Annotated in this window: 19 protein-coding genes; 9 read left to right on the top strand and 10 right to left on the bottom strand. The window is 70.7% G+C overall.

What is annotated here, in order from left to right; translation table 11 throughout:
• Window positions 1-563: 563 nt before the first annotated feature.
• The 5 genes from L3Q65_RS17985 (at window position 564) to L3Q65_RS17965 (ending at window position 8,264) form a co-directional block, all read left to right on the top strand.
• A complete protein-coding gene (locus L3Q65_RS17985; RefSeq protein WP_182895304.1) occupies window positions 564-2,192 on the top strand; it encodes a serine protease in 1,629 nt (542 codons plus the stop codon).
• Window positions 2,189-4,468 carry a serine/threonine-protein kinase gene (locus tag L3Q65_RS17980; protein ID WP_237600311.1) on the top strand — a complete coding sequence of 760 codons (2,280 nt, stop codon included), beginning with the start codon at window positions 2,189-2,191 and terminating at the stop codon, window positions 4,466-4,468. The genes L3Q65_RS17985 and L3Q65_RS17980 overlap by 4 nt, the downstream gene beginning before the upstream one ends.
• Window positions 4,469-4,486: 18 nt before the next feature.
• A complete protein-coding gene (locus tag L3Q65_RS17975; protein ID WP_237600310.1) occupies window positions 4,487-5,884 on the top strand; it encodes a VWA domain-containing protein in 1,398 nt (465 codons plus the stop codon).
• Window positions 5,881-6,966, top strand: a complete 1,086-nt coding sequence (locus tag L3Q65_RS17970) for a hypothetical protein (RefSeq protein ID WP_182895301.1) — start codon at window positions 5,881-5,883, stop codon at window positions 6,964-6,966. The genes L3Q65_RS17975 and L3Q65_RS17970 overlap by 4 nt, the downstream gene beginning before the upstream one ends.
• 98 nt (window positions 6,967-7,064) lie before the next feature.
• Window positions 7,065-8,264: an ABC transporter substrate-binding protein gene (locus tag L3Q65_RS17965; protein WP_237600309.1), complete on the top strand. Its 1,200-nt coding sequence runs from the start codon at window positions 7,065-7,067 to the stop codon at window positions 8,262-8,264.
• A gap of 411 nt (window positions 8,265-8,675) precedes the next feature.
• Here the strand turns inward: L3Q65_RS17965 and L3Q65_RS17960 are convergent, their stop codons facing one another.
• The 5 genes from L3Q65_RS17960 to L3Q65_RS17940 all read right to left on the bottom strand — a co-directional run bounded on the left by L3Q65_RS17960 (window position 8,676) and on the right by L3Q65_RS17940 (window position 13,763).
• On the bottom strand, window positions 8,676-9,245 hold the full coding sequence (locus L3Q65_RS17960; RefSeq protein WP_182895299.1) for a TetR/AcrR family transcriptional regulator: 570 nt from the start codon (window positions 9,243-9,245) through the stop codon (window positions 8,676-8,678).
• Window positions 9,242-11,137 (bottom strand): YhgE/Pip domain-containing protein, encoded by a 1,896-nt coding sequence (locus L3Q65_RS17955; protein ID WP_182895394.1) that lies wholly within the window; start codon window positions 11,135-11,137, stop codon window positions 9,242-9,244. The genes L3Q65_RS17960 and L3Q65_RS17955 overlap by 4 nt, the downstream gene beginning before the upstream one ends.
• Window positions 11,138-11,163: 26 nt before the next feature.
• Complete coding sequence (locus L3Q65_RS17950; protein WP_182895298.1) at window positions 11,164-11,892, bottom strand: ABC transporter ATP-binding protein; 729 nt, start codon at window positions 11,890-11,892, stop codon at window positions 11,164-11,166.
• A 108-nt stretch (window positions 11,893-12,000) separates the two neighbouring features.
• Window positions 12,001-12,975, bottom strand: a complete 975-nt coding sequence (locus tag L3Q65_RS17945) for a GNAT family N-acetyltransferase (protein ID WP_370648192.1) — start codon at window positions 12,973-12,975, stop codon at window positions 12,001-12,003.
• Window positions 12,912-13,763 carry a class I SAM-dependent methyltransferase gene (locus L3Q65_RS17940; RefSeq protein WP_182895297.1) on the bottom strand — a complete coding sequence of 284 codons (852 nt, stop codon included), beginning with the start codon at window positions 13,761-13,763 and terminating at the stop codon, window positions 12,912-12,914. Before L3Q65_RS17940 ends, L3Q65_RS17945 begins: the two co-directional genes overlap by 64 nt.
• A gap of 346 nt (window positions 13,764-14,109) precedes the next feature.
• Between L3Q65_RS17940 and rpsA the strand changes: the two genes are divergently transcribed.
• Complete coding sequence (gene rpsA, locus L3Q65_RS17935) at window positions 14,110-15,603, top strand: 30S ribosomal protein S1 (RefSeq protein ID WP_182895296.1); 1,494 nt, start codon at window positions 14,110-14,112, stop codon at window positions 15,601-15,603.
• A 241-nt stretch (window positions 15,604-15,844) separates the two neighbouring features.
• On the opposite strand, the gene L3Q65_RS17930 is transcribed toward rpsA, so the two are convergent.
• Window positions 15,845-16,477 carry a TetR/AcrR family transcriptional regulator gene (locus tag L3Q65_RS17930; protein ID WP_237600307.1) on the bottom strand — a complete coding sequence of 211 codons (633 nt, stop codon included), beginning with the start codon at window positions 16,475-16,477 and terminating at the stop codon, window positions 15,845-15,847.
• Window positions 16,478-16,635: 158 nt separating this feature from the next.
• Between L3Q65_RS17930 and L3Q65_RS17925 the strand changes: the two genes are divergently transcribed.
• Window positions 16,636-17,076, top strand: coding sequence for an OsmC family protein (locus tag L3Q65_RS17925; RefSeq protein ID WP_237600306.1), 441 nt, complete (start codon window positions 16,636-16,638; stop codon window positions 17,074-17,076).
• A gap of 105 nt (window positions 17,077-17,181) precedes the next feature.
• Here the strand turns inward: L3Q65_RS17925 and L3Q65_RS17920 are convergent, their stop codons facing one another.
• Window positions 17,182-17,403: a hypothetical protein gene (locus tag L3Q65_RS17920; protein WP_037818102.1), complete on the bottom strand. Its 222-nt coding sequence runs from the start codon at window positions 17,401-17,403 to the stop codon at window positions 17,182-17,184.
• Window positions 17,404-17,620: 217 nt separating this feature from the next.
• On the opposite strand from L3Q65_RS17920, the gene coaE reads away from it, so the two are divergent.
• Both coaE and thrS read left to right on the top strand, forming a co-directional pair.
• Window positions 17,621-18,805 (top strand): dephospho-CoA kinase, encoded by a 1,185-nt coding sequence (gene coaE, locus L3Q65_RS17915; protein ID WP_237600305.1) that lies wholly within the window; start codon window positions 17,621-17,623, stop codon window positions 18,803-18,805.
• A gap of 177 nt (window positions 18,806-18,982) precedes the next feature.
• Window positions 18,983-20,191: a threonine--tRNA ligase gene (gene thrS / locus L3Q65_RS17910; protein ID WP_237600304.1), complete on the top strand. Its 1,209-nt coding sequence runs from the start codon at window positions 18,983-18,985 to the stop codon at window positions 20,189-20,191.
• On the opposite strand, the gene L3Q65_RS17905 is transcribed toward thrS, so the two are convergent.
• Genes L3Q65_RS17905 through L3Q65_RS17895 form a run of 3 tightly spaced genes read right to left on the bottom strand, consistent with a single transcriptional unit; the run spans window position 20,188 to window position 23,656 of the window.
• On the bottom strand, window positions 20,188-20,814 hold the full coding sequence (locus tag L3Q65_RS17905; protein WP_182895292.1) for a response regulator transcription factor: 627 nt from the start codon (window positions 20,812-20,814) through the stop codon (window positions 20,188-20,190). The two genes, thrS and L3Q65_RS17905, sit on opposite strands and share 4 nt — an antisense overlap.
• Entirely contained in the window at window positions 20,811-22,142 is a 1,332-nt protein-coding gene (locus L3Q65_RS17900) for a sensor histidine kinase (protein ID WP_237600303.1), read from the bottom strand. The genes L3Q65_RS17905 and L3Q65_RS17900 overlap by 4 nt, the downstream gene beginning before the upstream one ends.
• Window positions 22,139-23,656, bottom strand: a complete 1,518-nt coding sequence (locus L3Q65_RS17895; protein WP_370648191.1) for an ArnT family glycosyltransferase — start codon at window positions 23,654-23,656, stop codon at window positions 22,139-22,141. Before L3Q65_RS17895 ends, L3Q65_RS17900 begins: the two co-directional genes overlap by 4 nt.
• Window positions 23,657-23,686 lie beyond the last annotated feature (30 nt).

The raw sequence follows: 23,686 nt of genomic DNA, 5'->3' as shown, positions 1-23,686 counted from the left end.
GGCGGGCGCGGTTGGCGGTGCGTTCGAGCGGGTGAGCACGCGTCGGCTGCGGGCGAGAGAGCCTGGCCGAGGTTCGTCGGCATGGACGAAAATGGGGCAGCGCGCCCGTTCGGGCGAACATGGGTCGACGGCATGGGCGACGAGGCCGGGCCGGGCGTTCACGGATCTCCGGCGTGGGCAAGGCAATCGGCGGCACGCCCCGGAACGCGAACGCGGGTCGGCGGCGCTCGGGCAACGGTGCTGGCTGTGCGCCATCTGCGAATACCGTTGCGGGCAACGGAATCGGCAGCGAATTCAGCTAGAAGTGCACGAGTCAGCAGGCGTGCTCAGATCCGCTGCCTGCCCGTCCCGCCCGCTTCGTGCCCTGCGCGGGAAACCTGCACTCGGTGAGCAGCAACCCAAGAAAGATCGTCAACGCCACCGCCGCGAAGCGACTCCCCGGAACCGGTGTCACCCACGAGAAGTGCTTCCACGCCGCTGAACGGGTGAGCTTGCTGCTCCAGCGTGGGCCACTTTCCGCAAACGCCGCCCGAGCCGCCGATCCCGCGGCGTAGGGTCCCCTCGTGGGGTACCAGGCCGAGCGTCGACGCTGGCGGGTTCGCCTGCGCGACCGCACCGGCGGGATCCGCGGGGCAGGCACCATGCTCGACGAGGACCATGTGCTCACCTGCGCGCACGTCGTCGAGCGGGCGGGCGGGCCGGACGCGGACGTCCTGGTCGATTTCGTCGGGCTGCCCGGCACTCCGGTCAGCTCCGGCCGCGTCGTGCCGGGGGCGTGGGTGCCGCCGGGGCGGGACGAGCGCGGCGACATCGCGGTGCTGCGGCTGGCCGGACGAGTGCCGGGAGCGTTGGGCGCGCCGTTGTACCGGATGCCGTTGTCGGACGGCCAAGCAGTGCGTGCCTACGGATTTCCGGCGGGCGCGGACGAAGGGTTGTGGACGTTCGGCGAGCTCGCCGGCGAAGGCGGGCCCGGATGCGAATGGGTTCAGCTGGGCCGCAAAAACGACGACCAGCCGATCACCGGCGGGTTCAGCGGCACCGCGGTGCTCGACGAGGAGACCGGCCGGGTGGTCGGCATGGTCGTGTCGCGCTACAAGGCCGAGGGCGAACGGGTCGCGTGGATGATCCCGGTCGAGACCATTCTCGGCTATCTCGGCGCGGACCGGTGGGGGCGGGGGAGTCCGGCTGTCGACCAGACCTTCGGCCGCGAACTCGACCGGGTCGCCTACGATCCGCAATTCGCGCGCGAGGTCGTGGGCTGGTTCGGCGAGGGGCGCGGCGTGTGGATCGTCGTGACCGGCGAGGCCGGGTCCGCGAAGGCCGCCGCGCTCGATCTCGCGGTGGTGCTCGCCGACCGGGAGCGTTCGGCGGCGGCGAACGAACTGCGCGACACCCTGGCGAAGGAAACCTTGCCGCCAGCGGGAAGCGTCGATCTCGCGGTGGACGCGGCGGGCAAAACCTCGGCTCAGGTGCGGCAGCGGCTCGCGGAGCGGCTGGACCTCACGCTGGACAACGGCGCGACGCATTCGGGCATCGGCCGCACGGTGGTGGTGAACGCGATCGACGACGCGGCCGAGCCGGAACGGCTGATCGGCGAGGTGATCGCGCCGCTGGCGGACCGTGCCGCGCGGCTCGGGATCCGGCTCGCGCTCGGGTTCCGCCGGGAGTCCTCGCCCGGGCTGACGGAGTTGCGCTCGCGCCGGAACGGGGCGCGCCCGGACGGGCTGGCTCGCCGGATTTCCGCGCTGGACAAGCAGATCGACGAACTCGCCGCGCTCGAGGAGGACATCGCCGAACTGGCCCCGCGGTTCGCGGTGAGCGACATTCCGCCGCCGCGCGTGCGTCGCCGCCGCGGTGCGGTGAGCAGGTTGCAGGAAGCCGCTGATCTCGGCGATGTCGCGTGGGCGGAACGACATGTCGAGGAAGTCGCCGGTGTGGTGGCCGCCGATCTGGCCGCGGCGAAAAGCGCGCGCGATCGGCTTGACGCGGCGCATGACCGCCGCACCGAGTTGAGGTTTCGTCTCGACGGTTACGGAGAGCGCGCCCGCGCCGCCGGCCGGGTCGAGGATCCGCTGCTGGATTCCTTGTACGCCAACGCTTGGCAGTTGCTGTACGAGGGCGCGTGCGATCCCGAAGAAGCCGCGGCGGCCGTCGAGGCGTTCGGTGCCGCGGTGCGCAAGGGGAATCGATGACCGCCTGCGCCCGCCCGAACTGCTCCGGCACGATCAGCCGCGCCGGATTCTGCGCGAAATGCGGCTGGGCGCCGGGATCCGAGCCGAAGCGGCCGACGCCGAAAGCCGACGCGACGCTCGTCATCCCCGCTCCGGGCGCGAGCCGGATCGCCGACACCGTCGTCACGCGGGAGCAGCAGACCGCCGGGCACGGCACCGGCGACGACTACGTTCCGCTTCCCGTGGTCGTGCTGCCGGACATCGCCGGGCGCGTCCTCGCCGATCCGCATGTCGCCGAGGACGAACGGTACTGCGGCAAACGCGGCTGCGGCGCGCCGGTGGGCCGATCGACGGGCGGCCGTCCCGCACGCACCGAAGGCTACTGCTCGCAGTGCGGCACGCCGTTTTCCTTCTCTCCCAAGCTGTTCCCGGACGACGTGGTCGACGGCCGCTACCAGGTGCACGGCTGCATCGCGCGCGGCGGGCTCGGGTACGTCTACCTCGGCACCGACCTGCGGCTGAAGCAGTACGTCGCGCTGAAAGGCCTGCTCAACACCGGTGACGAGGCCGCGGTGCGGATCGCCGAGACCGAAAGCCAGGTGCTGACCTCGCTCGACCACCCGAACATCGTCCGGATCCACGACGTCGCCACGCATCCCGATCCGCACGGCGGGCCGGACGCGCGCTACATCGTCATGGAGTTCGTCGACGGCCTCCCGCTCGCCGAGGTGATGCGGCGCGGCCGCGCGATGCTCGACGGGCCCGAGGGCAGGCTGCTCGTCGAGCACGTCGTGGCGTACGGCCGCGAGATCCTCACCGCGCTCGGCTACCTGCACGAACAGGGGCTGCTGTACTGCGATCTGAGCCCGCAGAACGTGATCCACGGCGAGAAGCGGGTCAAGCTGATCGATTTCGGCGCCATCCGCAAGATCGGCGACCAGACCAGCCCGATCGTCGGCAACCCGCGGTTCCAGATCGGCGCGACCGAACTCGACGAGCACGGCCTCACCGTGCGCTCGGACATCCACACCGTCGGCGCGACGCTGCGCGACCTGTTCCGCTGCAGCGACGGCTGGCCGCATCCGGCCGACAAACGGATCGCGCTCGGCGTCGAATCCTTCACCCAGGTGCTCGACCGCGCGACCGGTCCGTACGAGCACCGGTTCGCCACCGCCGGCGAAATGCTCGTGCAACTCGACGGCGTACTGCACGAGATCCTTTCGCTGCGCGACCGCCAATCGCGCCCGTCGATCTCCACCCTGTTCACCGAAGCGGCGGTGCTGCTCGACGCCGGGCTCGGCCAGCCGCGACCGGTAGGGGAGTGGGTGCGTCGCACCCGACGTCCCGTCGGCCCGCTCGGCGCGCTGCCAGCACCGCTCGACATCGCGCTCGGGTTGCCGGTGCCGCACGAGGATCCGCACGACCCGGCGGTCACCTTTCTGCGCACCGTCCGCGCGCCGGATCCCGCTCGGCTGCTGAAGAAACTCGAACGCGCGGACTCGACCGTCGAGGTCGAGCTGCGCCGCTGCCGGGCCTGGCTCGAACTGTCCGAAGCGGACTCGAACGGCACGGAGCAAGCCGGGCGGCGAGTGGACGCCGCCGAGAAACTGCTCGGCGCGCGGGCCAAGCACGACTGGCGGATCGCCTGGCATCGCGGGCTGGTCGCACTCGCCACTGGCGCCGTGGAGAGCGCGCAGACCTGGTTCGAGCGCGTCCACCGTGACATCCCGGGGGAGGAGACGCCGAAGCTCGCGCTCGGCCTGTGCGCGGAGCACTGCGGCGGCCCGAAGAAGGCTGCGCGCTACTACGACGCGCTGTGGGTGCGAGACCATTTGCAGGTCAATGCCGTTTTCGGACTTGCGCGCGGGCATTTGCAGCTGGACGAGCGCACGGCCGCGGTGGAACTGCTGGACCAGGTCCCGGAGTACTCGCGGCACGACGAGGCGGCCCGGATCGCCGGAATCCGCGTGCGCGCGGGAATCCTGCCGGTGGGCGACGCGCTGCCCGACCTCGAGGACCTGGCCGAGGCGATCGACCGGCTGTCCGCGCTGGAAGTGGACCGCGACACCGCGGACCGGCTCACCGCCGAGGTCCGCGAGAGCGCGCTGCGCTGTTTCCTGGCCGGGATGCGCGGGATGCCGCCGGGCCCGGTTCTCGGCCAGAGGCTCGACGAACACGGGCTGCGGCTGCTGGTGGAACAGTCGTACCGGCGGATCGCGCGCCGGGCGGGTTCGGCGGAGTACCACGACGCGTTGGTCGACCGGGCGAACGAGACGAGGCCGACGACCTGGGTGTAGGCGGCGAAGGGGCGAGGGATGAGCAGGGGTTGGGACGTCGAGGTCCATCAGAACCGCTACCTCGGCGAAGGCGACACCGCGATGCAGGCCGTGGTCACCGTTTCCGCGCGCGACGACGGCGGCGCTGGCGGGTCCCGTCCGTCCGGCGCGGAAGTGCTCCTGGTCGACTGCTCGACCTCGATGCGCTACCCGCCGACGAAGATCGCCGCCGCGCGCCGGGCAGCAGCCGCGGCGATCTGGGCTCTCCCGGACGGCGTCGCGTTCGCCGTCGTCCGCGGCACCGAACGCGCCGACCTGGCGTATCCGGCCGAACCCGGGCTGGCGGTCGCGTCGGACGAGACCCGGGCCGCCGCGGTTGCCGCGGTGGAGCGGTTCGTCGCGGTCGGCGGCACCGCGATGGGCACCTGGTTGGAGTGCGCACGGCACCTGTTCGCTTCAGCGCCGGACGCGGTACGCCACGCGATCCTGCTGACCGACGGGAACAACCAGTCGCAATCAGCGGAGGCACTGCGTCGCGAACTGGACGCCTGCGAAGGCCAGTTCGTCTGCGACGCAAGAGGAATCGGCGACGGCTGGCAACGAGCCGAACTGGTCGAGATCGGCCGGGTGCTGCGCGGTTCCGTCGATTCGGTGGTGCGCGACGAAGACCTGGTCGAGGACTTCCGCGCACTGATGGCCGCGGCGCTCGCCAAGATCATCCCGTCGGCGCGATTGCGGATCGGCGTCACCGAACAGACCACGCTCCGGTTCGTGAAGCAGGTCTGGCCGAGCGAATACGATCTGACCTCGCGCTGCGTCCGCGACGGCGACGGGAAAACGGTCCTCTCGCTCGGCTCGTGGAGCGCCGGCGAGACCCGGGAATTCCAGCTCGCGGTGGAAGTCTCGGCGGACGCTCCGCCGGAATACGGCTCCGACCGGATGCTCGCCTGGGTCGAGGTCGAGGGCGCACCGGATTCCGCGGCGCCTGTTCTGGCGCACTGGACCCGCGACCCGGTCGCGCCGACGTTGGTCGACCCGAAGGTGCGCCGCTACACCATGCACGCCGAGTTGAGCGAAGCGTTGGTGAACGCCGACGAGGCCTACGCCGCGGGCGATCACGCACGAGCGGCACGGGAGTGGGGCCGCGCAGTCGAAATCGCCACGAGGACCAGCAACAAGGAGGTACTGCGCCGGCTGGCCCGGGTAGTCGAAACGGACGGCGACGACGTGCGCCTGCGCCCCGAGGTCACCCGCAGCGAACTGCTCAACCTGCTGGTCTCCACGGTCTCGAACGTCGGCGACGAACCTCGCGACGCCCGCCCCGCGCCGCCTCCGGACGCCGAACCGGCGATCTGCCCGCACTGCCAGACCCCGAACCCGTCCGGCGCGCGCTTCTGCGAGGAGTGCGGAGAACGGTTCGACGGAGGTGCCGCGTGACGCTGCGGACGCGGCAGGCGCTCGTGCGGATCCGGGCAGTGCTGCTGGCCGGGACTGTGCTCGCGATGGTCACGTCGTTTCTCGCGGTGAACGGCGTGGTCCGGACGGCTGAGCAGATCTCGTCCGCGACCAGCCGGGCGATCCTCGAGGTCGCGGCGGCACGGGACGCCCTCGTGTCCGCCGACGCCGCCGCCATCGCGAGTTTCGCTTCCGGAGAAGCGAAACTCGCGGGTCCTGGCCAGGAGTACGAAAACCGGATGGCGGCAGCGAGCCAAAGCCTCGCGCGCGTCGCGGAGTTCAACCAAGCAGGCGACGCAGGCACCGGCACCCTGCAAACCGTCGAAGGCCTGGTCGCGTCGTACTCCGGCGCGATGGGCCAAGCGGACGCGCACTTCCGGCAACCAGGCGGGGAACTCGTCGGACTGGCCGACCTCTGGTATGCCTCGCTCCTGCTGCACGGCCCCGACAACGTCCTGGCCCTGCTGGGCAAACTGCAAAAGGACGAACGCGCCGCCCTCGACACCCAGATCTCCGGCACCAGGATGAGCGCGGGCCCGCTGATCCTCTGGCTCCTGCCGCCCATCGTCCTGCTCGCCCTGCTGGTCTCGGCGCAAGTTTTCCTCCGTCAACGATTCCGCCGCCGCTTGAACCTGCCGTTGCTCGGCGCGACCGTCTTAGGACTAGGCGTCGTCGCGGGCCTGCTAGTGGCCTCCGCCCTGGCCGGACGCCTCGACACCGTGCGCAGCAGCGTGGACGAAGCAGTAGCCGTCCGGGAGAAAAGCATCGAAGCCGCCGACGCCGGCGGCCACGCCCGCTTGGCCACCCTCCTGCACCAGCGCTGCGGCCCACCCGGCTGCGGATCCACTGTGGACGATTTCCGCCGCCAAACCCCGATCGCCTCGGCCGCGGCCCCGGCCCAGAACGCCATCACGTCAGCCGCCCGCGCCGTGACGTCCGCCGGAACCGCAGCCACCGAATCCGGCGGCCTGCCAGTACTGGTTCCGGCCGCCCTGATCATCGCCGGAGCCCTGACCGTCGCCGGCCTGTACAGACGGATCGACGAATACCGGTACCGCCCATGAACTGTCCACTGTGGAAGAAACTGCTCCTGCTGGCCGCCGCCGCGCTGGCAGCGGCTTCGTCGGCGTGCGGAGTCGCCGCGAGCAGCAACACCCTCCAGGTGATCGGCGTGTGGACCGAAGGCGAGGAAGCAGCCTTCAACCTGGTCAAGCAACGGTTCGAAGCGAAGACCGGCATCGAAGTCCGCTACCAGGGCACGCGCGCGGTAGAGCAAGTCCTGGCCGCCGACGTCCAGCAGGGCGCCGCCCCCGACATCGCAGTCCTGTCCAGCCCCGGCCTCCTGGCCGACTACGCCCGCCGCCAGGAAATCAAACCCCTGGACTTCCTGGAACAGAAAGCCGAATCCTTCTACGGCAGGCAATGGGTCGACCTGCAACGCCTTGGCACCGGAAAGCTCTACTCCGTCGCCGTCAAAGCCGACTTGAAAAGCGCGATCTGGTACCGCCCCGCAACGCTCCCCGGCCCGAAACCCGCCACCTGGCAACAGCTAGTGAACCTGGCGACCAGCCACAACACCCCGTGGTGCCTGGGCCTGGCCGCCCCGCCCACCTCAGGCTGGCCAGGCACCGACTGGATAGAAGACATCCTGCTGCACTCCGCAGGCCCGGAAATCTATCGCCAATGGGCGGCCGGAACCCTCCCCTGGACCTCGGATCCAGTACGCAAAGCCTTCCAAGACTGGGGCGCCGTGGCAGTCCGCCCAGGCGGCATCCAAGGCGGCGCCCCCTCCGCCCTGCTCACCGATTTCCGCGACGCGGCCCGCCCCCTCTTCGCCGACCCGCCAGGCTGCCGGATGGAACACCAGGGCTCGTTCGCGATGGGCAGCTACCAAACCATGCACCTGCACGACGAAACCGGTCCGCGCCCGCAACCAGGAACCGACTACGACTTCTTCCCGTTCCCCGGCTCCGGCGCATCAGAAGTATCCGCAGACCTGGCCGCGATGTTCTCCGACACCCCGCAGGCCCGCCAGTTCCTGGATTTCCTGGTCTCCCCGGAAGCCCAGCAAATCTGGGCAGGCAACCCCAACGCAACGGCCTTCTCCGCAGGCGCAGCGGTGGCGAAGGACGTCTACCGCGACCCAGTACGACGCAAAATAGCGGCCACCATCACCTCAGGAAAACCAGTCTGCTTCGACGCCTCCGACCTCATGCCCAAAACCATGACCGGCGCCTTCTACCGGGCAATCCTCGAATACACAGCGGACCCCGCCCAGCTGGACTCCCTGCTGACCCACCTGGAAGACACCCGCACAAGCATCCCGAAAGCAGATTGGCTCAACGTCCCCTGCGGACAGTAGGAACCCAAGTCCGTGTTCCCCTCACGACAAATAACCGCACCGCTGCACCCGCCCGACGCATGGAGCCACCCCCGAACCGTCAGCACAGCCAAGGTTCGGGGGCGGGGGCCTGCTTCGGGCGCAATGCTGCAGCCAGGCGACGAGCCGCCCGAGATCCGCGACCGAACTCCCGCCATCCGGGATTCACCCGCCCGCTTGCCCGGTCAGCGGTACCCCGGCAACCACAACCCGACTTAGCGTGACCCACGCAGGAAAGACCAACCCGGAAGGACCGAGCAATGATCAAACGCCTGTTCCAGACCGTCCTGCGGCACGGATGCTGCTCCGCCTGCACCGGCAAGGGCTGCGGCTGCTGCGCCAACTGCCACTGACCCCCCAGGGGCCCGGCACCCACCGCCGGGCCCCGCCACGTCACCGCCGCAGCCCCCGGATCAGCACCATCACCGACTCCAGCACGTCCGCCCGGTCCCGGGCCGGATGGAACACCTGCCAATCCAGCGCCACCACCAGCATCGTCCCGAACAACCCGGCCGCAGCCGTAGCGATATCCAGCCCGGCGGGCAACCGTCCAGCCGCACGCAACCGCTCCAGCTGTGCCTTCACGACCGCGATCAGCTCCTCCCGCAGCAACGCCAGCGTGTCGTGCCACCGCCCCGGCGTATGCCACAACTCGCTGACCACGATCTGCGAAAACCCCGGATACTCCGCGATGAACTCCAGCGTCGTATCCACCTGAGCCTCGATCACCGCCAGCGGATCGTCGTCCGACCCGGCAGCCCGCAGCCGCCCGGCCAGCAGATCCACGCCGAACCGCAGCAGCGCGTCGACCAGCCCGTCCTTGGACCCGAAGTTGTAGTAAACGGTGCCCTTCGCGACCCCGGCCTCCGCCGCGATGTCATCCACCGTCAGCCCGACGAGGCCGCGGCTGGCAGACAGCCGCAGCGTGGCCTCGAAGAGCTTCCGCTTGGTCGTTTCTCTCACAGGCTCAGCTCGGGCTTGAGCGCCGAGACCGACCACACCCGGTGTTTGCGCGCCGCGAGAGTGGACAGCAGGATCCCGCCGACGAGGTACGCGACCAGCACCCCTACGTCACCGAGGATCTGCAGCGACGCGCCGGAGTACAGCAGGTGCCGGAACCCGTCGATGGCGTAGCCCATGGGCAGCACGATGTGCAGCGGATAGAGCGCGTCCGGGATCGTCTGCCAGGGGAACGTGCCGCCCGCGCTCACCAGCTGCAGCACCAGCAGCACGAGCCCGAGGAACTTGCCGACCGCGCCGAAGAGCGCGTTGAGCGCGTGCACGATCGACGTGAAGGCCAGCGACACCAGGCAGGCGAAGCCGATCGCGCCCAGCGGATGCGCCACGTGGATGCCGACCAGCCAGGTCACCGCGGCGAACAGCACGATCACCTGCCCCAGGCCCAGCACGGCCGAGGACAGCCAGCCGCCGAGCGCGACCCGCAGCGGCGACGCGCCGGCGGTGAGCGCGCGCGTCGACAGCGGGCGGATCAGCAGGAACAGCACGAACGCGCCGATCCAGGTGGCCAGCGAGATGAAGAACGGGGCGAGCCCGGCGCCGTAGGTGCCCGCCGACGCGACGCCGTTCGACGTGACCGCGACCGGGTCGGCGATCGTGTTCGCGGTGGCGGTGCGGGTCGGGTCGTCCGGGTTCGGGATCTGCTTCAGCCCGGCGGCCAGCCCGTCGCGCAGCTTCGCCGAGCCGTCGGCGAGCTGGTCGGTGCCGGTGACGGCGGTCTTTTCGCCGTCGTTGAGCTTGGCCGCGCCGTCGCGCAGCTGGTTCGCGCCGTCGGACGCCTGCGCGATCCCGTTGGCCAGCTGCGGCGAGGCCGACGCGAGCTGATGCGCCCCGTCGGACACCTGCCGGGCGCCGCTGGAGAGCTTCTGCAGGTCTCCGTTGGCGGACTGGATCTTCCCGTTCGCCTGGTTCGCGTCCGTGCGCAGCTTGTCGTAGTCGGCCAGGATCGAGTTCTTGAGATCCTCCGGCATCCCGGATTCCTGCAGCTTCGCGGCCAGCTGGGTGCGGTAGCTGTCGATCCGGCCCATCACGTCGGACGAGGCGGACGCGGCCAGCGAGCCCGCGCTCGCCACCTTCTGGTTGCCGTCGGCCACCTGGCCCGCCCCGTCGGCGAGCTTCTGCGTCTGGCTCGGCAGCTGCGCGGTGCTCGATTTGAGCGTGCCCAGCCCGGTGGCGAGGCTCGCCGACCCGGTCGCGAGCTGGCCCGCGCCGTCGGAGAGCTGATGTTGCCCGGTCTGGAGTTTCGCCGCGCCGTCGGCCAGCTGCTTGGCCCCGTCGGTCGCCTCGGAGATCTTGCCGTAGATGGTGGAGAAGCCGACGAGGAACTTGTCCGCGGCCTCGCTGCCCACCTTCTCCGCGATCGTCTTGCGGACCTGGTCGGCCACCTGTTTCGCGATGGTGCCGGACAGATAGTTGTTGGCGTCGTTGGTGGTGAGCGTGATCGTCGCCTGCTCCGGCTCGAAATTCCCGGACGACAGCAGCGCCTTCGAGAAGTCGTGCGGGATGCCGATGGCGAACGAGTACTTGTCGTCGCGCACGCCGTCCCGGGCGTCCTTTTCGGACACTTGATGCCACTGGAAGGTGCCGGACTTCACCAGTTCGTCGGTGACTTCGCGGCCGACGTTGCGCTCGGCCCCGCCCGAGTCCTTCGCGCCGGCGTCCTCGGTGAACACCGCGGCGGGCAGTTTGTCGAGACGGCCGTAGGGGTCGTAGTTCGCGTAGAGGTAGAACGACGCGTACAGCAGCGGCACCATCACGAGCGCGAACATGGCGAGCTTCGGCAGCGTCCCGGTGGACAGCCTGCGCAGCTCGTTGCGCGCGATCCGGAACGCGTTCAGTCCGCCGGCCCGCTTGTGGGGGGTGGTCATGCCCGGTCTCCCTCGGAGTTCTCGGTTTCGGCGGTCAGTTCGGCGGTGTCCGGGAGCTGCTTGGTCTGCTCGGCTTCAGCGGGCTCCGGCGGGGCGTACAGCCGGACCGGGTCCGGTTGCTCGACCTCGCCGACCTTGGCGGGCGGGCAGGGGAGCGCCGGCTCCGGCGTCGTCGCGGCCAGCACGGCCACCGCGAACCCGCGGGCCGCGTGCTCCTTCGCGACCGCGGCCCAGGTCTCGACGTCGCTGGTGTGCCGGTCGGGCGCGTCGAGGACGAGCACGCGCACGCCGTCGCGTTCGGCGGCCAGCGCGGTGAGCAGCCGGATGCGCAGCGCGGGCTCGAGGTTCTCGAACCGGCTGTCGGCATACGGAGCCGCGTCGTGCTGGGAGAGCCAAGCTGTGACAGCATCCTTGCTGGAAGGACGGTGTGCGAGCGCCAGTTCTTCGCCGGTGACGATGCGCAGCGACAAGGCCTCGTCCGGCTCGCTGACCCCCGGCGAGTCGACGACGGCCACGAGCCGCCGCAGGTCGCCCTCCGGTTCGGCGGTCACGGTGCCGGTGGTCGGCTTCAGCCGTCCGGCCAGCGCCAGCGCCAGCGCGGTGATGCCGACGCCCGGTTCGCCGTGCACGACGGTGAGGCAGCCCTCCTCGACGGTGAGCGAGGTAGGCGGCAACAAGGGGCCGTGGGGACCCTTCAGGGACACCCGGTCGGCACGGACCTGCACAGGACACACTCCACGGATTTTGAACTGACTAGTCAGTTCAAAAGTTAGTCCTGACCTCGCGGGGTCGGCAAGCCGGCTCGCCGGACGTCACACCAAAGAGCGGAAAGCTCAGCGCAAGGCCCACGCAGGGTGTGCTTCCCAGGACGTCCACAGCGGCCGGTAGCCCTGCCGGTGCCAGAACACCGACGACAGGGGGTTGGTCGGGTTGTAATAGAGGTAGGTGCCGGTCGCGCCCTGGTTCAGCAGTTCGCGGTGCACGCGGGCCATCAGCGCGCGGCCGATCCCGCCGCCGCGGCTGCCCGGGGCGGTGACGACGTTGTTCACGTACCCCCAGCGTCCGGTCGGCAGCAGTTCGGCGGCCTCGTTCCCGGGCATGGATTCCACCCAGTCGCATTGCGCGAGCGCCGCCGCTTCGCCGTCGACCTCGGCGAGCCAGGTCGCCTTCTCGCCGAGCGCGCGGCGCAGCGCCGGGCCGAGCAGTTCCGCGGTCTGCTCGCGTTTCCGGTGCGCGACAAGGCCAGTGTAGTCGAACGTCGCCGTGCACAGCGTCAGCGCGGCGGGGTAATCGTCCGGTCCGGCGAGGCGGATCGACGCGTTCGTGCCGGTGTCTTCCGGTGCGACGGCGGGGCGAACGGCCAACGCGGACAACGGAACCAGGCCGTGATCGAGAAAAGCCCGGATGGCTTCGGCGTCGCGGCTCGGCCAGTTGACGACGCACGCCGAATCGGCGCCCGGCGCTTCAGTGTCCACTTGGGACCGCAGCGCGCCGAGCAGCGCGTCGAACGCTTCGGTGCCCGCGGTCTCCGGATCCGGGAACAGCTGCCACACCTCGGCCGCCGACCACAGCAGGGGAGCGTCGCCCGGACCGTGCCGGTAGCGCTGGAGCATCGCGGAAACCTGCGTGCCGGACGCGGTCACCGCGCGCAGCCGGTCGCCGCTCGCGAGCGGGACGGGCGGCGGCAGGAGCGGGTCGAGTTCGGCGAATCGGCCTGCGGAGCTCACTGCCGCAGCGTAGCCGGTCAGTCGCGGCGCGTGCGGAAGATCGCGGTGCCGGGGAAGAGCCTGCCGCGCAGCGGGCTCCACTGGCCCCAGGTGCGCGTGTGGCCCTGCGGCCATTCCGGCTCGACGAGGTCCTCCAGCGCGAAGCCTTCGGCGGCGAGCGCGCGCACGTAGTCGCCGAGCGTGCGGTGGTATTCGACGTACGTCGCCGTGCCGTCGTCGTCCACCTCTACGTACGGCGTGCGGTCGAAGTACGGCTGGGTCGCGGTGAGCCCCTGGGGCCCGGGATCGTCCGGGAAGATCCACCGCATCGGGTGGGTCACCGAGAACACCCACGGCGCGCCAGGGCGCAGCACCCGGCGCACTTCGCCGAACACGGTCTCCAGCGACGGCACGAAGGGGAGCGCGCCGAACGCGGAGCAGGCGATGTCGAAGCTCGCCGCGGCGAACGGAAGCCGCTCGGCGTTCGCCTGCACGAGGGGGACCGTCGCGCCGGTGCGGGCGTTCCCTTCGCGGGCGTGCCGGAGCATGCCGCCGGACAGATCGGTGGCGACGGGTTCGGCCCCGGCGGCCGCGAGCCAGCGCGAGCACGCGGCCTGTCCGCAGCCGACTTCGAGCACCCGCTTGCCGCGCACGTCGCCGAGCAGCCGCGCGTCCTCCTCGCGCACGCCCTCCGGGCACCAGACGAAATCGGCGTCGCCGAGGAATCCGCCGTGGGTGGCCTGGTAGTCGTCGGCATCCGCGTCCCACCAGGCCAGATTCGCCGCCTCCGCCTCGTTTCCGGCGACCTCGCGATGGGCGACGCCGACCGTGCCGAGCCGTTCTTCGGCGCTCGCGTGGCGGTCCGCCGGGGCCGCGGCGGGCTCGGGCATGCGGGTCTCCTCTCCCGGGTGCGGCCGTCCGGGCGCGGGGAATGCCCGGACCGGCGGAAACGTTGCGAGGAAGGTACCGGGAGCCCAGGGCGACCCTGATTGTGTCCCCCGCGGGGGCCCGCGTACGATACGTGTTAGCGCAGTGGGGTTCGCGCTGCCCGGGTGACTACCCACCGGGGCCGCGCATCGTCAGCGGGTCATGCCGCGGTCGTTCACTGGTGGAACGTTTGGTCGCCGGACGTTTGAGCAGGGTCGCCGCATGCCAGTTGCGGGGCCCGCCGCGTGCACTGCCGGTAGCCAACTTCACATCCACCTACGACACCCATCCACCGGAGCAACCCGCCTAATGACCACCGACACCGCCACCGCCCCGACCGCCCCCACCGGGGCCCCGCAGGTCGCCGTCAACGACATCGGGTCGGAGGAAGACTTCCTCGCGGCTATCGACAAGACGATCAAGTACTTCAACGATGGGGACATCGTCGAGGGCACCATCGTCAAGGTCGACCGCGACGAGGTCCTGCTCGACATCGGGTACAAGACCGAGGGCGTCATCCCCTCGCGCGAGCTGTCCATCAAGCACGATGTCGACCCGGCAGAGGTTGTCGCCGTCGGCGACGAGGTCGAAGCCCTCGTCCTCCAGAAGGAGGACAAGGAAGGCCGCCTGATCCTGTCCAAGAAGCGCGCCCAGTACGAGCGCGCCTGGGGCACGATCGAGGAGCTCAAGGAGAAGGACGAGCCCGTCAAGGGCACCGTCATCGAGGTCGTCAAGGGCGGTCTCATCCTGGACATCGGCCTGCGCGGCTTCCTGCCCGCGTCGCTGGTCGAGATGCGCCGCGTGCGCGACCTGCAGCCCTACGTGGGCCGCGAGCTCGAGGCGAAGATCATCGAGCTGGACAAGAACCGCAACAACGTGGTCCTGTCCCGCCGCGCCTACCTCGAGCAGACCCAGTCCGAGGTGCGCAGCGAGTTCCTCAACGCGCTCGCCAAGGGCCAGGTCCGCAAGGGCGTCGTGTCCTCCATCGTCAACTTCGGCGCCTTCGTGGACCTGGGCGGCGTCGACGGCCTGGTGCACGTCTCCGAGCTGTCCTGGAAGCACATCGACCACCCGTCCGAGGTCGTCGAGGTCGGCCAGGAGGTCACGGTCGAGGTCCTGGACGTCGACATGGACCGCGAGCGCGTCTCGCTGTCGCTGAAGGCGACCCAGGAAGACCCGTGGCGCCAGTTCGCCCGCACCCACGCGATCGGCCAGATCGTGCCGGGCAAGGTCACCAAGCTCGTCCCGTTCGGCGCGTTCGTCCGCGTCGAGGAGGGCATCGAGGGCCTGGTGCACATCTCCGAGCTGGCCGAGCGCCACGTGGAGATCCCGGAGCAGGTCGTCCAGGTCAACGGCGACGTCATGGTCAAGGTCATCGACATCGACCTCGAGCGCCGTCGCATCTCGCTGTCGCTGAAGCAGGCGAACGAGGGCGTCACGCCGGAGACCGAGTTCGACCCCACCCAGTACGGCATGGCCGCCGAGTACGACGCCGAGGGCAACTACATCTACCCCGAAGGCTTCGACCCGGACACGCAGGAGTGGCAGGAAGGCTTCGACAAGCAGCGCGAGGAGTGGGAGCGGCAGTACGCCGAGGCCCACACGCGCTACGAGGCGCACATGGCCCAGGTCAAGAAGGCCGCCGAGGCCGACGCCGAAGCCGCTGCCGACGCTGCCACCGGCATCGAGGGCGGCGACCAGAGCTACACCTCGTCCGCCCCGGCCGAGGCGAAGAGCGGCGGCACGCTCGCCAGCGACGAGCAGCTCGCGGCCCTGCGCGAGAAGCTGTCGGGCGGCGCGTGAGCGGCTGACTCGCTGAGTCTCTGACAAGTTCGGCCCCGGTCCCGAGCGGACCGGGGCCGAACTGTTTCTCCGGATCTTTTCGCGCCGGTCGGGTGCGTGATCGGGGCGCCTCGGCGCGTTCGGGTGCGGATGACGTCGAGCGGGCAGATGCGGTCGGATCTTCGCGACGAGCCCAGCGAACCTGCGTGCGCGATGCCCCCGGCCGCAGAGCTGTCTTCCGAGGCTCCGCGTGCCGGGCGGGTCAGTCGCGCAGGCCGAGCCCGTCGATCGTCGCGTGCACACCCCGGCGGTAGATGGTTTCGTGCGCGGATTCGTCGGAGCTGAGGAACCAGTCGTCGAGCGGGCTTTGCGAGCGGATCGTCAGCTCGACGCTCACCAGCCCGTGCATGGACGTCCAGAGCAGGTACCCGCATTCCTGCGCGACGACGCCGGGCGGGCAGACCCGGTCGATTCTCGCGACGAACTCGGCGAAACTCGTGCGCAGCACTCCCGACCGCAATGCCGGGTCCGGGTCGTAGTCGTGCACCGAACGCTCGAACATCAAGCCGTAGCGGGCCGGGCTTTCCAAGGCGAACCGGCGGTAGGCGAGTGCGACCTCCACCAGATCCGCGATCCCGTCGCCGTCGGACTGCGGAACGGCGCGCAATTCCTCGCCCAGCAGGTCGAAAGCCCGTTCGTACAAGGCGTCCAGCAGACCGGTGCGCCCGCCGAAGCGCGTGTACACGGTGATCGTGGACGCTCCGGCTTGTTCCGCCACCGCGCGCACGGTCAATCCGGCGACGCCTCGCTCGCTGAGGACGGTCAGTGCCGCGTCGAGGAAACGGCCGCGGTTGTGCTGCTCCGCCGGCCGTGTCGAGAGATGCCGGGTGGCCATCTCCCACCCCCTTTTGCCCGTGCTCCGCGGGAAGCGCGTCCGCCTCTCGCAAGCAGAAGATACGATATTCACGGCTTCTTGGGAACGTCGTTCCCGGACCGTCCACAAGCGACCGCCCGGACCGGGCGGGCGGTGCCGAGCAGAAGGAACGCGCCCTCATGACCCACCCGGAGCCCGGCACTGTCGTCGTCACCGATGCCGGGAGCGGCCGCTACACCCAGCGCGTCACGACCGCCGGCCACGAATTCCTCGCCGACGAACCGGCCAGTGCCGGCGGCGCGGACGCCGGTCCCACGCCGTACGACCTTCTGCTGTCCGCGCTCGGCACCTGCACGTCGATGACGCTGCGGATGTACGCCGACCGCAAGGGAATCCCGCTGACCCGCACGACTGTCCGGCTCCGGCACGACCGCGTGCACGCCCGCGACTGCGAACGCTGCGAGACCGAGGTCGGGCTGATCAGCCGAATCACCCGGGAAATCTCCCTGGAAGGCGACCTCGACGACGCTCAGCGCGCGCGACTGCTGGAGATCGCGGACAAATGCCCGGTGCACCGCACGCTGAGCCACGAGATCGCGATCGAAACCCACGCGATCTGATCCGCGGACTTCAGCACCCAGCCGACGAGGCGGCGGGCGCGGGCCGTCCGTGCGGGCCGCCCGAGGGAATCAGAGTCCCTCAGGGTTCCCCTCACGTACTCGCGGTCAGGCGCGTTCCAGCGAAACCGAGGGGACCCAGGCACGTTCCAGTGCGGCTTCGCGGGCACGACGGCGGAGGCCGGCCAGGCTGTGCTTCGCGGGCACGAGCAGCGCGCTGAACCACGTGCGCCGGTACTCCGCTAGAGCGTCCGAGACCTGGCGATAGGAGACGCAGTGCACCAGACCCGGGGTGCCGAGCCGGTGCTTCCCGACGTGCTTCTCCGCCATTGTTCCTCCGTGTGGGCGACCCTTCCGCCGCGCACGGTACGCACTCGACCCGCGAAAACAGCGCAAGCGCGCGGCGTGTCACCCACATCAGTTCGGCTACGCCCGAAAATGTGCTTGCGTTTGCGCGGAGGGTGTGCGGGTACGTGTGCGGGTGCACGTGCAGGGGGGTTCGGTGTCGCCTGAGCGGGTGACCGCTGGGCTCGTTAAGGTTGTGGCCATGCTGCGAGTGGGCCTGACGGGCGGGATCGGTGCGGGGAAGTCGACGGTGGCGAACCGGCTGGCCGAACACGGGGCCGTCGTCATCGACTCCGACCGCATCGCGCGCGAGGTCGTCGAGCCGGGCACGCCCGGGCTGGCCGCGCTGGCCGAGGCGTTCGGCGAGGAAATCCTGGCCGAGGACGGTTCGCTGGACCGTCCGGCGCTCGCCGCGCGCGCGTTCGCGGACGACGAATCGCGCAAGCGGCTGAACTCGATCGTGCATCCGCTGGTCGGGCAGCGCACCGGCGAGCTGATGGCCGCGGCCGCGGACGACGCGATCGTGGTCCACGACGTGCCGCTGCTCGTGGAGAACGACCTCGCGCCCGCCTATCACCTGGTGCTGGTGGTCGACGCGCCGGTGGAGGTGCGGGTGCGCCGGCTCGTCGAGGTGCGCGGCATGCCCGAAGCCGACGCGCGGGCGCGCATCCGGGCGCAGGCCGCGGAGGAACAGCGCCGCGCCGTCGCGGACGTCTGGCTCGACAACGGCGGCACGCCGGACGTCGTGCTCGCCGAGGTGGACGCCTTGTGGGCGGACCGGCTGGTGCCGTTCGAGGCGAACCTCCGGCTGCGCAAACCGCGTCCGCCCGCCTCGCCGGTGATCTCGCCGTACGACTCGAGCTGGCCGCTGCAGGCCGAACGCCGGCTGGCGCGGCTGCGGCAGCTCGCGGGTTCGCGGCTGGTGCGCGCGGACCACATCGGATCCACCGCGGTGCCGGGCCTTCCGGCCAAGGACATCCTCGACCTGCAGCTCACCGTGTCCTCTTTGGATGATGCGGACGCGATCGCCGAGGCCCTCGCCGACGCCGGATTCCCGCGCCGCGAAGGCGAATGGTGGGACGATCCCCAAGGCGGCGACGGGAAGTGGCTCAAGCGGTTCCACCAGAGCGCCGACCCGAAGCGGCCGGTGAACTTGCACGTCCGCTCCACCGAAACCCCGGCGTGGCGGCTCGCGCTGTTGTTCCGGGACTGGATCCGCGCGCACCCGGACGAGCGCGACGACTACGCCCGGGTGAAGGAAGAGCTGGCGCGCAAGCATTCCGCGGACGGCACGGTCGAGCAGTACGCGGAGGAGAAGCAGGGCTGGGTCAACGAGGCGTTCGTGCGCGCGGAGAAGTGGGCCGCGCAGAGCGGCTGGAAGCCCTGAGCCGGAAAACCAGGTGCGGTCCCGCCGGGTGCGGGGTTACCGTTCGCGCCATGATGCGCGCCCAGTCCACGACGACGCCGGATCCCGTCCCGGCGCGCTGAACACTGCCATTCGAGCCCGGGGCGAGCGCCCCGGGCTCTGTCGTGCGCTCGCCTCGCCTTCCGTGAGGAGACCGCCATGCCTGACCACCGAAAACTCGGCCGCGAACTCGGCCTGTTCGGCAGCGACCCGCTGATCGGGGCGGGTCTGCCGTATCTGCTGCCCGACGGCGCCGCCGTACGGCACGTGCTGGAGGAGTACGTCCGCGAGGTCGAACGCCGGGCCGGCTACCGGCACGTTTCATCGCCAGTGCTGGGGAAACGCGAGCTGTACGAGCTTTCCGGCCACTGGGCGCATTACCGCGACGACATGTTCCCGCCGATGGATCTCGGCGGCGAACAGGTCGTCCTGCGGCCGAGCCTGTGCCCGCACCACGCGCTGATCTACCGGTCCCGCGCGCACAGTCACCGCGAACTGCCGCTGCGGCTGGCCGAACTCGGGGGGATGTACCGCGCCGAACTGTCCGGCGTGCTCGGCGGGCTCAGCCGGGTGCGGGCGATCCAGTTGAACGACGCGCACATTTTCTGCCAGCCTGACCAGGTCGGCGAGGAGGTGCGGAGTGCGCTCGCGCTGATCCGGCGCGTGTACCGGGACCTCGGGCTGAAACCCGCTCGCTACCGCCTTTCCCTTCCGGACAACCGCGGCAAGTACGCCGGAGCGGCCGAAGCGTGGGAGCGTGCGTCCGAAGTGCTCGTCGACGCGCTGGACGGGGTCGACTACGAACGCGGGCCGGGCGAAGCCGCGTTCTACGGCCCGAAGATCGACGTCCAGATCGCCGACAGTTCCGGCCGCGAATCGACCCTGTCCACCGTCCAGGTCGACCTGCACCAGCCGGAGCAGTTCGGGCTCGAATACGTCGGCCCGGACGGCCGCGCGCACCGGCCGGTCCTGGTGCACCGCGCGGTGCTCGGCAGCCTGGAACGCGTGCTGGCGCAGCTGATCGAGGAACACGGCGGCGCGTTCCCGCCGTGGCTGGCCCCGGTGCAGGTGGCGGTGCTGCCGGTCGGTGACGCGGAGCTTCCGGCGGCCGAAGCGCTCGCGGAGGCGGCGATGGACGCCGGGTTGCGCGCCGAGGTCGTCGCGGCGGAACGGGGGAGTCTGGGCTCTCGCATCCGCGACCGGCGGCTGGTGCCGTACCAGGCGGTGATCGGCTCACGGGAGGCGGACGAGGGGCTGGTCGCGCCTCGGCTCCGGGACGGGCGGAAGCTGGATCCGTTGCCGGGGAAGGAGTTCGTGGCCGCGGTGGTCGTCAGGGCGGCGTCGCGCGGCAGCGAACTCTGGGGCTAGGACCCGATCAAGCCGCGTTCGAAAGCCACCGCCACCGCAGCCGCCCGGTCTTTCACGCCGAGCTTCGCGTACGCGTGCAGCAGGTGCGTCTTCACCGTCGCCTCGCTGATGAACAGCTTCTTCGCCGCTTCCTTGTTCGTCGACCCGCGCGCGACGAGGTTCAGCACCTCGATCTCCCGCTGCGACAACGGTTCCTGGGCCGGTGCCCGCATCTGGCCCATGATCCGGCTCGCGACGGCGGGGGAGAGGACTGCCTCGCCGCGCGCGGCGGCGCGGACCGCGCGGAACAACTCCTCGCGCGGCGAATCCTTCAGCAGGTAGCCGGTCGCGCCCGCCTCGATCGCGGGCAGCACGTCGGAATCGGTGTCGTACGTGGTCAGCACGAGCACGCGCGCCGGGTTGCCGAGGCGGGCGAGTTCGGTGATCGCGGCGACCCCGTCGGTGCCGGGCATCCGCAAGTCCATCAGCACGACGTCCGGCTTCAGCGCCTCGGCGAGCGTGACGGCCTCGGCTCCGTGCGCGGCCTCGCCCAGCACCTCGAAGCCGCGTTCGCCGGTGAAGATGCCGCGCAGACCGTCCCGGACGATCGGATGGTCGTCGGCGATGAGCAGCGTGATGGTCATGTGGCCCCCTCGGTCGGATCCAGTGTCGCAGCCGGGATCGCGGGCAGGCGCGCCGAGACCGCGGTGCCGCCGCCCGGTTCGGACTCGACGTGCAGGGCGCCGGCGAGCCGCTGCGCGCGCCGCCGCATGCCGGGCAGGCCGTGCCCGCCTTCCGCGGACGGAGGCGCGGGCGGGCGCGCCGGGTCGAAGCCGACGCCGTCGTCGCGCGCGTCGAGGGTCACCTCGTCGCCCATGTAGGACAGGGTGATCCCGGCTCGGCTCGCCTGCGCGTGTCTGGCCACATTGGACAGTGCTTCCTGGGTGATCCGCAGCAGGGTGGCCTCCAGCTCCGGATGCAGCGGGACCGCGGTCCCGGTGGCCGAGAATTCCGCGGGCACCCCGGTGCGTTCGCTCCACAGCCGGGTGACCTCGGCGAGCGCCTCGGGCAGCGTCGCGGCTTCGAGCGGTTCCGGGCGCAGCGCGGCGACCGAACGCCGGGCCGCGGTGAGGTTCTCCCGGGCCAGCTGGGTCGCCGCGGCGAGATGGCGTTCCCATTCCGCCGCGTCGTCGCGGGCTTGGGCGGCGGCTTCGAGCTGGGTGATGATCCCGGTGAACCCCTGCGCGAGCGTATCGTGGATTTCCTGGCTCAGCCGCTGCCGCTCGTCGAGCACGCCGGCCTCGCGCGCCTGCGTGAGCAGTTGCCGCTGCAGGCCGCGGTTCTCCGCTTCGGCCGCCGCCAGGCGGTCGAGCGCCCGTTTGCGTTCCAGGTTCTGCCTGCCCACCGCGGCGAAAAGCGCGCCGCCCCCGCCGATCGCCGTGGTCTGCACGACCACCACCGTGCCCCAGATCCCCGGCGACACCGACAGCGCGTGGATCGGCCCGCCGAGCGTCATGGTGTTGATCAGCAGCGAGGTGATGCCGACACCGAGCACCGCGACCGGCATCGGCTTCATCCGCATCGCCGCGAAGAACCCGTAGACCATGAAGATGATGAAGTAGGTGTCTCGGGCTTGAAGAATCGCGCCGAACGTGACGACCCCGGCGAACATCGCGGCCGCGGGGATCGGGTGGTCGCGCAGTTTCGCGCCCACGGCGACGGTGGTCAGCCCCAGCCACACCGCGGCCCCGGCGGCGAGCAGCAGGGTGGTGGTCCGGTGCCCGGCGGTCTGGTCCCCGTGCAGCACGCTCAGCAGCGTCGGGACGATCAGCAGAAGCCACGCGATCGCGGTCTCGGTCCGGGTGAACCACCGGTGCCACCGCACGGGAGGATCGTCCGGGTCGGGCGTGGCCGGCGGCATCAGCGAACCCCGCCAATCGAGTTTGACGTCCCGGACGTCCTCGAGTCTCACGCCTTCAGGTCCTTCAGCTGCGGCCAGATCCCGGCCCAGCCGCCGATCCGGCCCTCGAGCAGCCAGATCGGCAGGTGGCGGCTGGAGTTCGGGACGCCCAGCCGGTTGCCGACCTCGCCGACGACCCGTGCGGACCGGAAGTGCGCGGCCAGCTTCGCCGGTTCGCGGCCGACGAACAGCACGGTGTCGGCGTTGTCGTTCGGGCGGCCGAAGTACCAGAACCCGCGGCTGGCGCTGTACGCCTCGGGCAAGCCCTGATCAGGCCCGTACCGGTCGAGCGCGCCGGCTTGCCAGTATCCGCCGGTGACGAGCGCGGTGCGGGTTCGTTCCTGCGGCGGCAGCGCGCGGTACTGCTTGGCGACGGACGCGGCCAGGTCCGGCCAGCCGTATTCCTCCATCGCGTACGCCGGGCGCGGCGCGGTCGGATGCTCGACCAGCCACTGCACCGGCCACACCGGGAGCGCGTAGGGGAGACTGTAGAGCGCGGAGAGAGCGAACAACGGCCATGTCGGCACCCAGCGCCACCACAACGCGGGCCGCCGGTCTTGCAGATGCACCGCGGCGGCTGCCCACAGGATGCCGAAAGTGCCTGCGGCGTAATAGAACCGGCCGTTGCCGATCAGGAAGATCGCGAAGACGCCGAGCGCGGTCCAGCCGAGGAACCGGTACGGGCGCAGCCGGGTGCTGCCGAGCAGCACAGCCAGCCCGTACAGCACGCCCAGCGCACCGATGACCAGACCGGCTCCGGCGAGCAGTGCGGGCACGAACATCGCCCGGCCGCCCGCTTCCTCGACTTCGCGCGAGACCGCGTCGCCCATGCCGAGCTGCGGCCAGCCGTTCGCGGCTTGCCAGAGCAACGTCGGGACACACGCGACAGCAGCGATCGCCGCGCCCGCCCACAGTTTGGGCCGGCGCAACAGGTCTCGCGGCCCGAAGACGAGCGCGGTGACCGCGGTGACCGCCCAGAACCCGCCGATCAGGAACTTCACGTTCAGCCCGACCGCCGTCGCGACGCCGAGCCACAGCAGCAAGTTGTCGTCGCGGGTGCGGATCCAGCGCACCAGCAGCCACAGCACGATCGTCCACAGCAGAGGGTCCACAGTGGACGTCGCGAGGTAGTGGCCGCTGCCGACGAACTGCCCGCAGATCGCGTACGCGGCGGCGGCGCGGGTCTGCGCTTTGCGCTCGCCGCCCATTTCGCGGGCGATGAGCGCGGTGAACACCACGCCCGCGGCGGTCGCCAGGATCGCCGGGATCCGGAACACGACGAGCGAGCCCGGCGCGATCGAGTTCGCCAGCCAGGCGAGCCACGGCAGCACCGGCGGCTGGTCCGCGTAGCCCCACGCGAGGTGTTTGCCCGCGGCGAGGAAGTACAGCTCGTCGCCGAAGTAGCCGTAGCGGCCGGCGGTGGCGAGGAGTACGGCGGCGGTTCCCGCGGCGAGCAGGAAGACCGGCCGCCGGGCGAACCCGGCGAGCTCGCGGCCGGGCGTGCTCGGTGCGGTGGCCGTGGTCACGGCATCCATCCTGCTCCCTGTCGGCGGATC

The sequence above is a fragment of the Amycolatopsis sp. FU40 genome (genome assembly GCF_021903635.1).
Classification (GTDB): domain Bacteria; phylum Actinomycetota; class Actinomycetes; order Mycobacteriales; family Pseudonocardiaceae; genus Amycolatopsis; species Amycolatopsis dendrobii.
Note: the sequence above shows the minus strand (reverse complement) of the source record. Positions and strands in the feature narration are given on the sequence as shown.

Excerpts from the sequence above, each read along its gene's own strand:
- L3Q65_RS17905 (WP_182895292.1), bottom strand. The coding sequence starts at position 20,814 with ATGACCATCACGCTGCTCATCGCCGACGACCATCCGATCGTCCGGGAC.
- L3Q65_RS17980 (WP_237600311.1), top strand. The coding sequence starts at position 2,189 with ATGACCGCCTGCGCCCGCCCGAACTGCTCCGGCACGATCAGCCGCGCC.
- L3Q65_RS17930 (WP_237600307.1), bottom strand. The coding sequence starts at position 16,477 with ATGGCCACCCGGCATCTCTCGACACGGCCGGCGGAGCAGCACAACCGC.
- L3Q65_RS17975 (WP_237600310.1), top strand. The coding sequence starts at position 4,487 with ATGAGCAGGGGTTGGGACGTCGAGGTCCATCAGAACCGCTACCTCGGC.
- rpsA (WP_182895296.1), top strand. The coding sequence starts at position 14,110 with ATGACCACCGACACCGCCACCGCCCCGACCGCCCCCACCGGGGCCCCG.
- L3Q65_RS17925 (WP_237600306.1), top strand. The coding sequence starts at position 16,636 with ATGACCCACCCGGAGCCCGGCACTGTCGTCGTCACCGATGCCGGGAGC.
- L3Q65_RS17940 (WP_182895297.1), bottom strand. The coding sequence starts at position 13,763 with ATGCCCGAGCCCGCCGCGGCCCCGGCGGACCGCCACGCGAGCGCCGAA.
- coaE (WP_237600305.1), top strand. The coding sequence starts at position 17,621 with ATGCTGCGAGTGGGCCTGACGGGCGGGATCGGTGCGGGGAAGTCGACG.
- L3Q65_RS17920 (WP_037818102.1), bottom strand. The coding sequence starts at position 17,403 with ATGGCGGAGAAGCACGTCGGGAAGCACCGGCTCGGCACCCCGGGTCTG.
- thrS (WP_237600304.1), top strand. The coding sequence starts at position 18,983 with ATGCCTGACCACCGAAAACTCGGCCGCGAACTCGGCCTGTTCGGCAGC.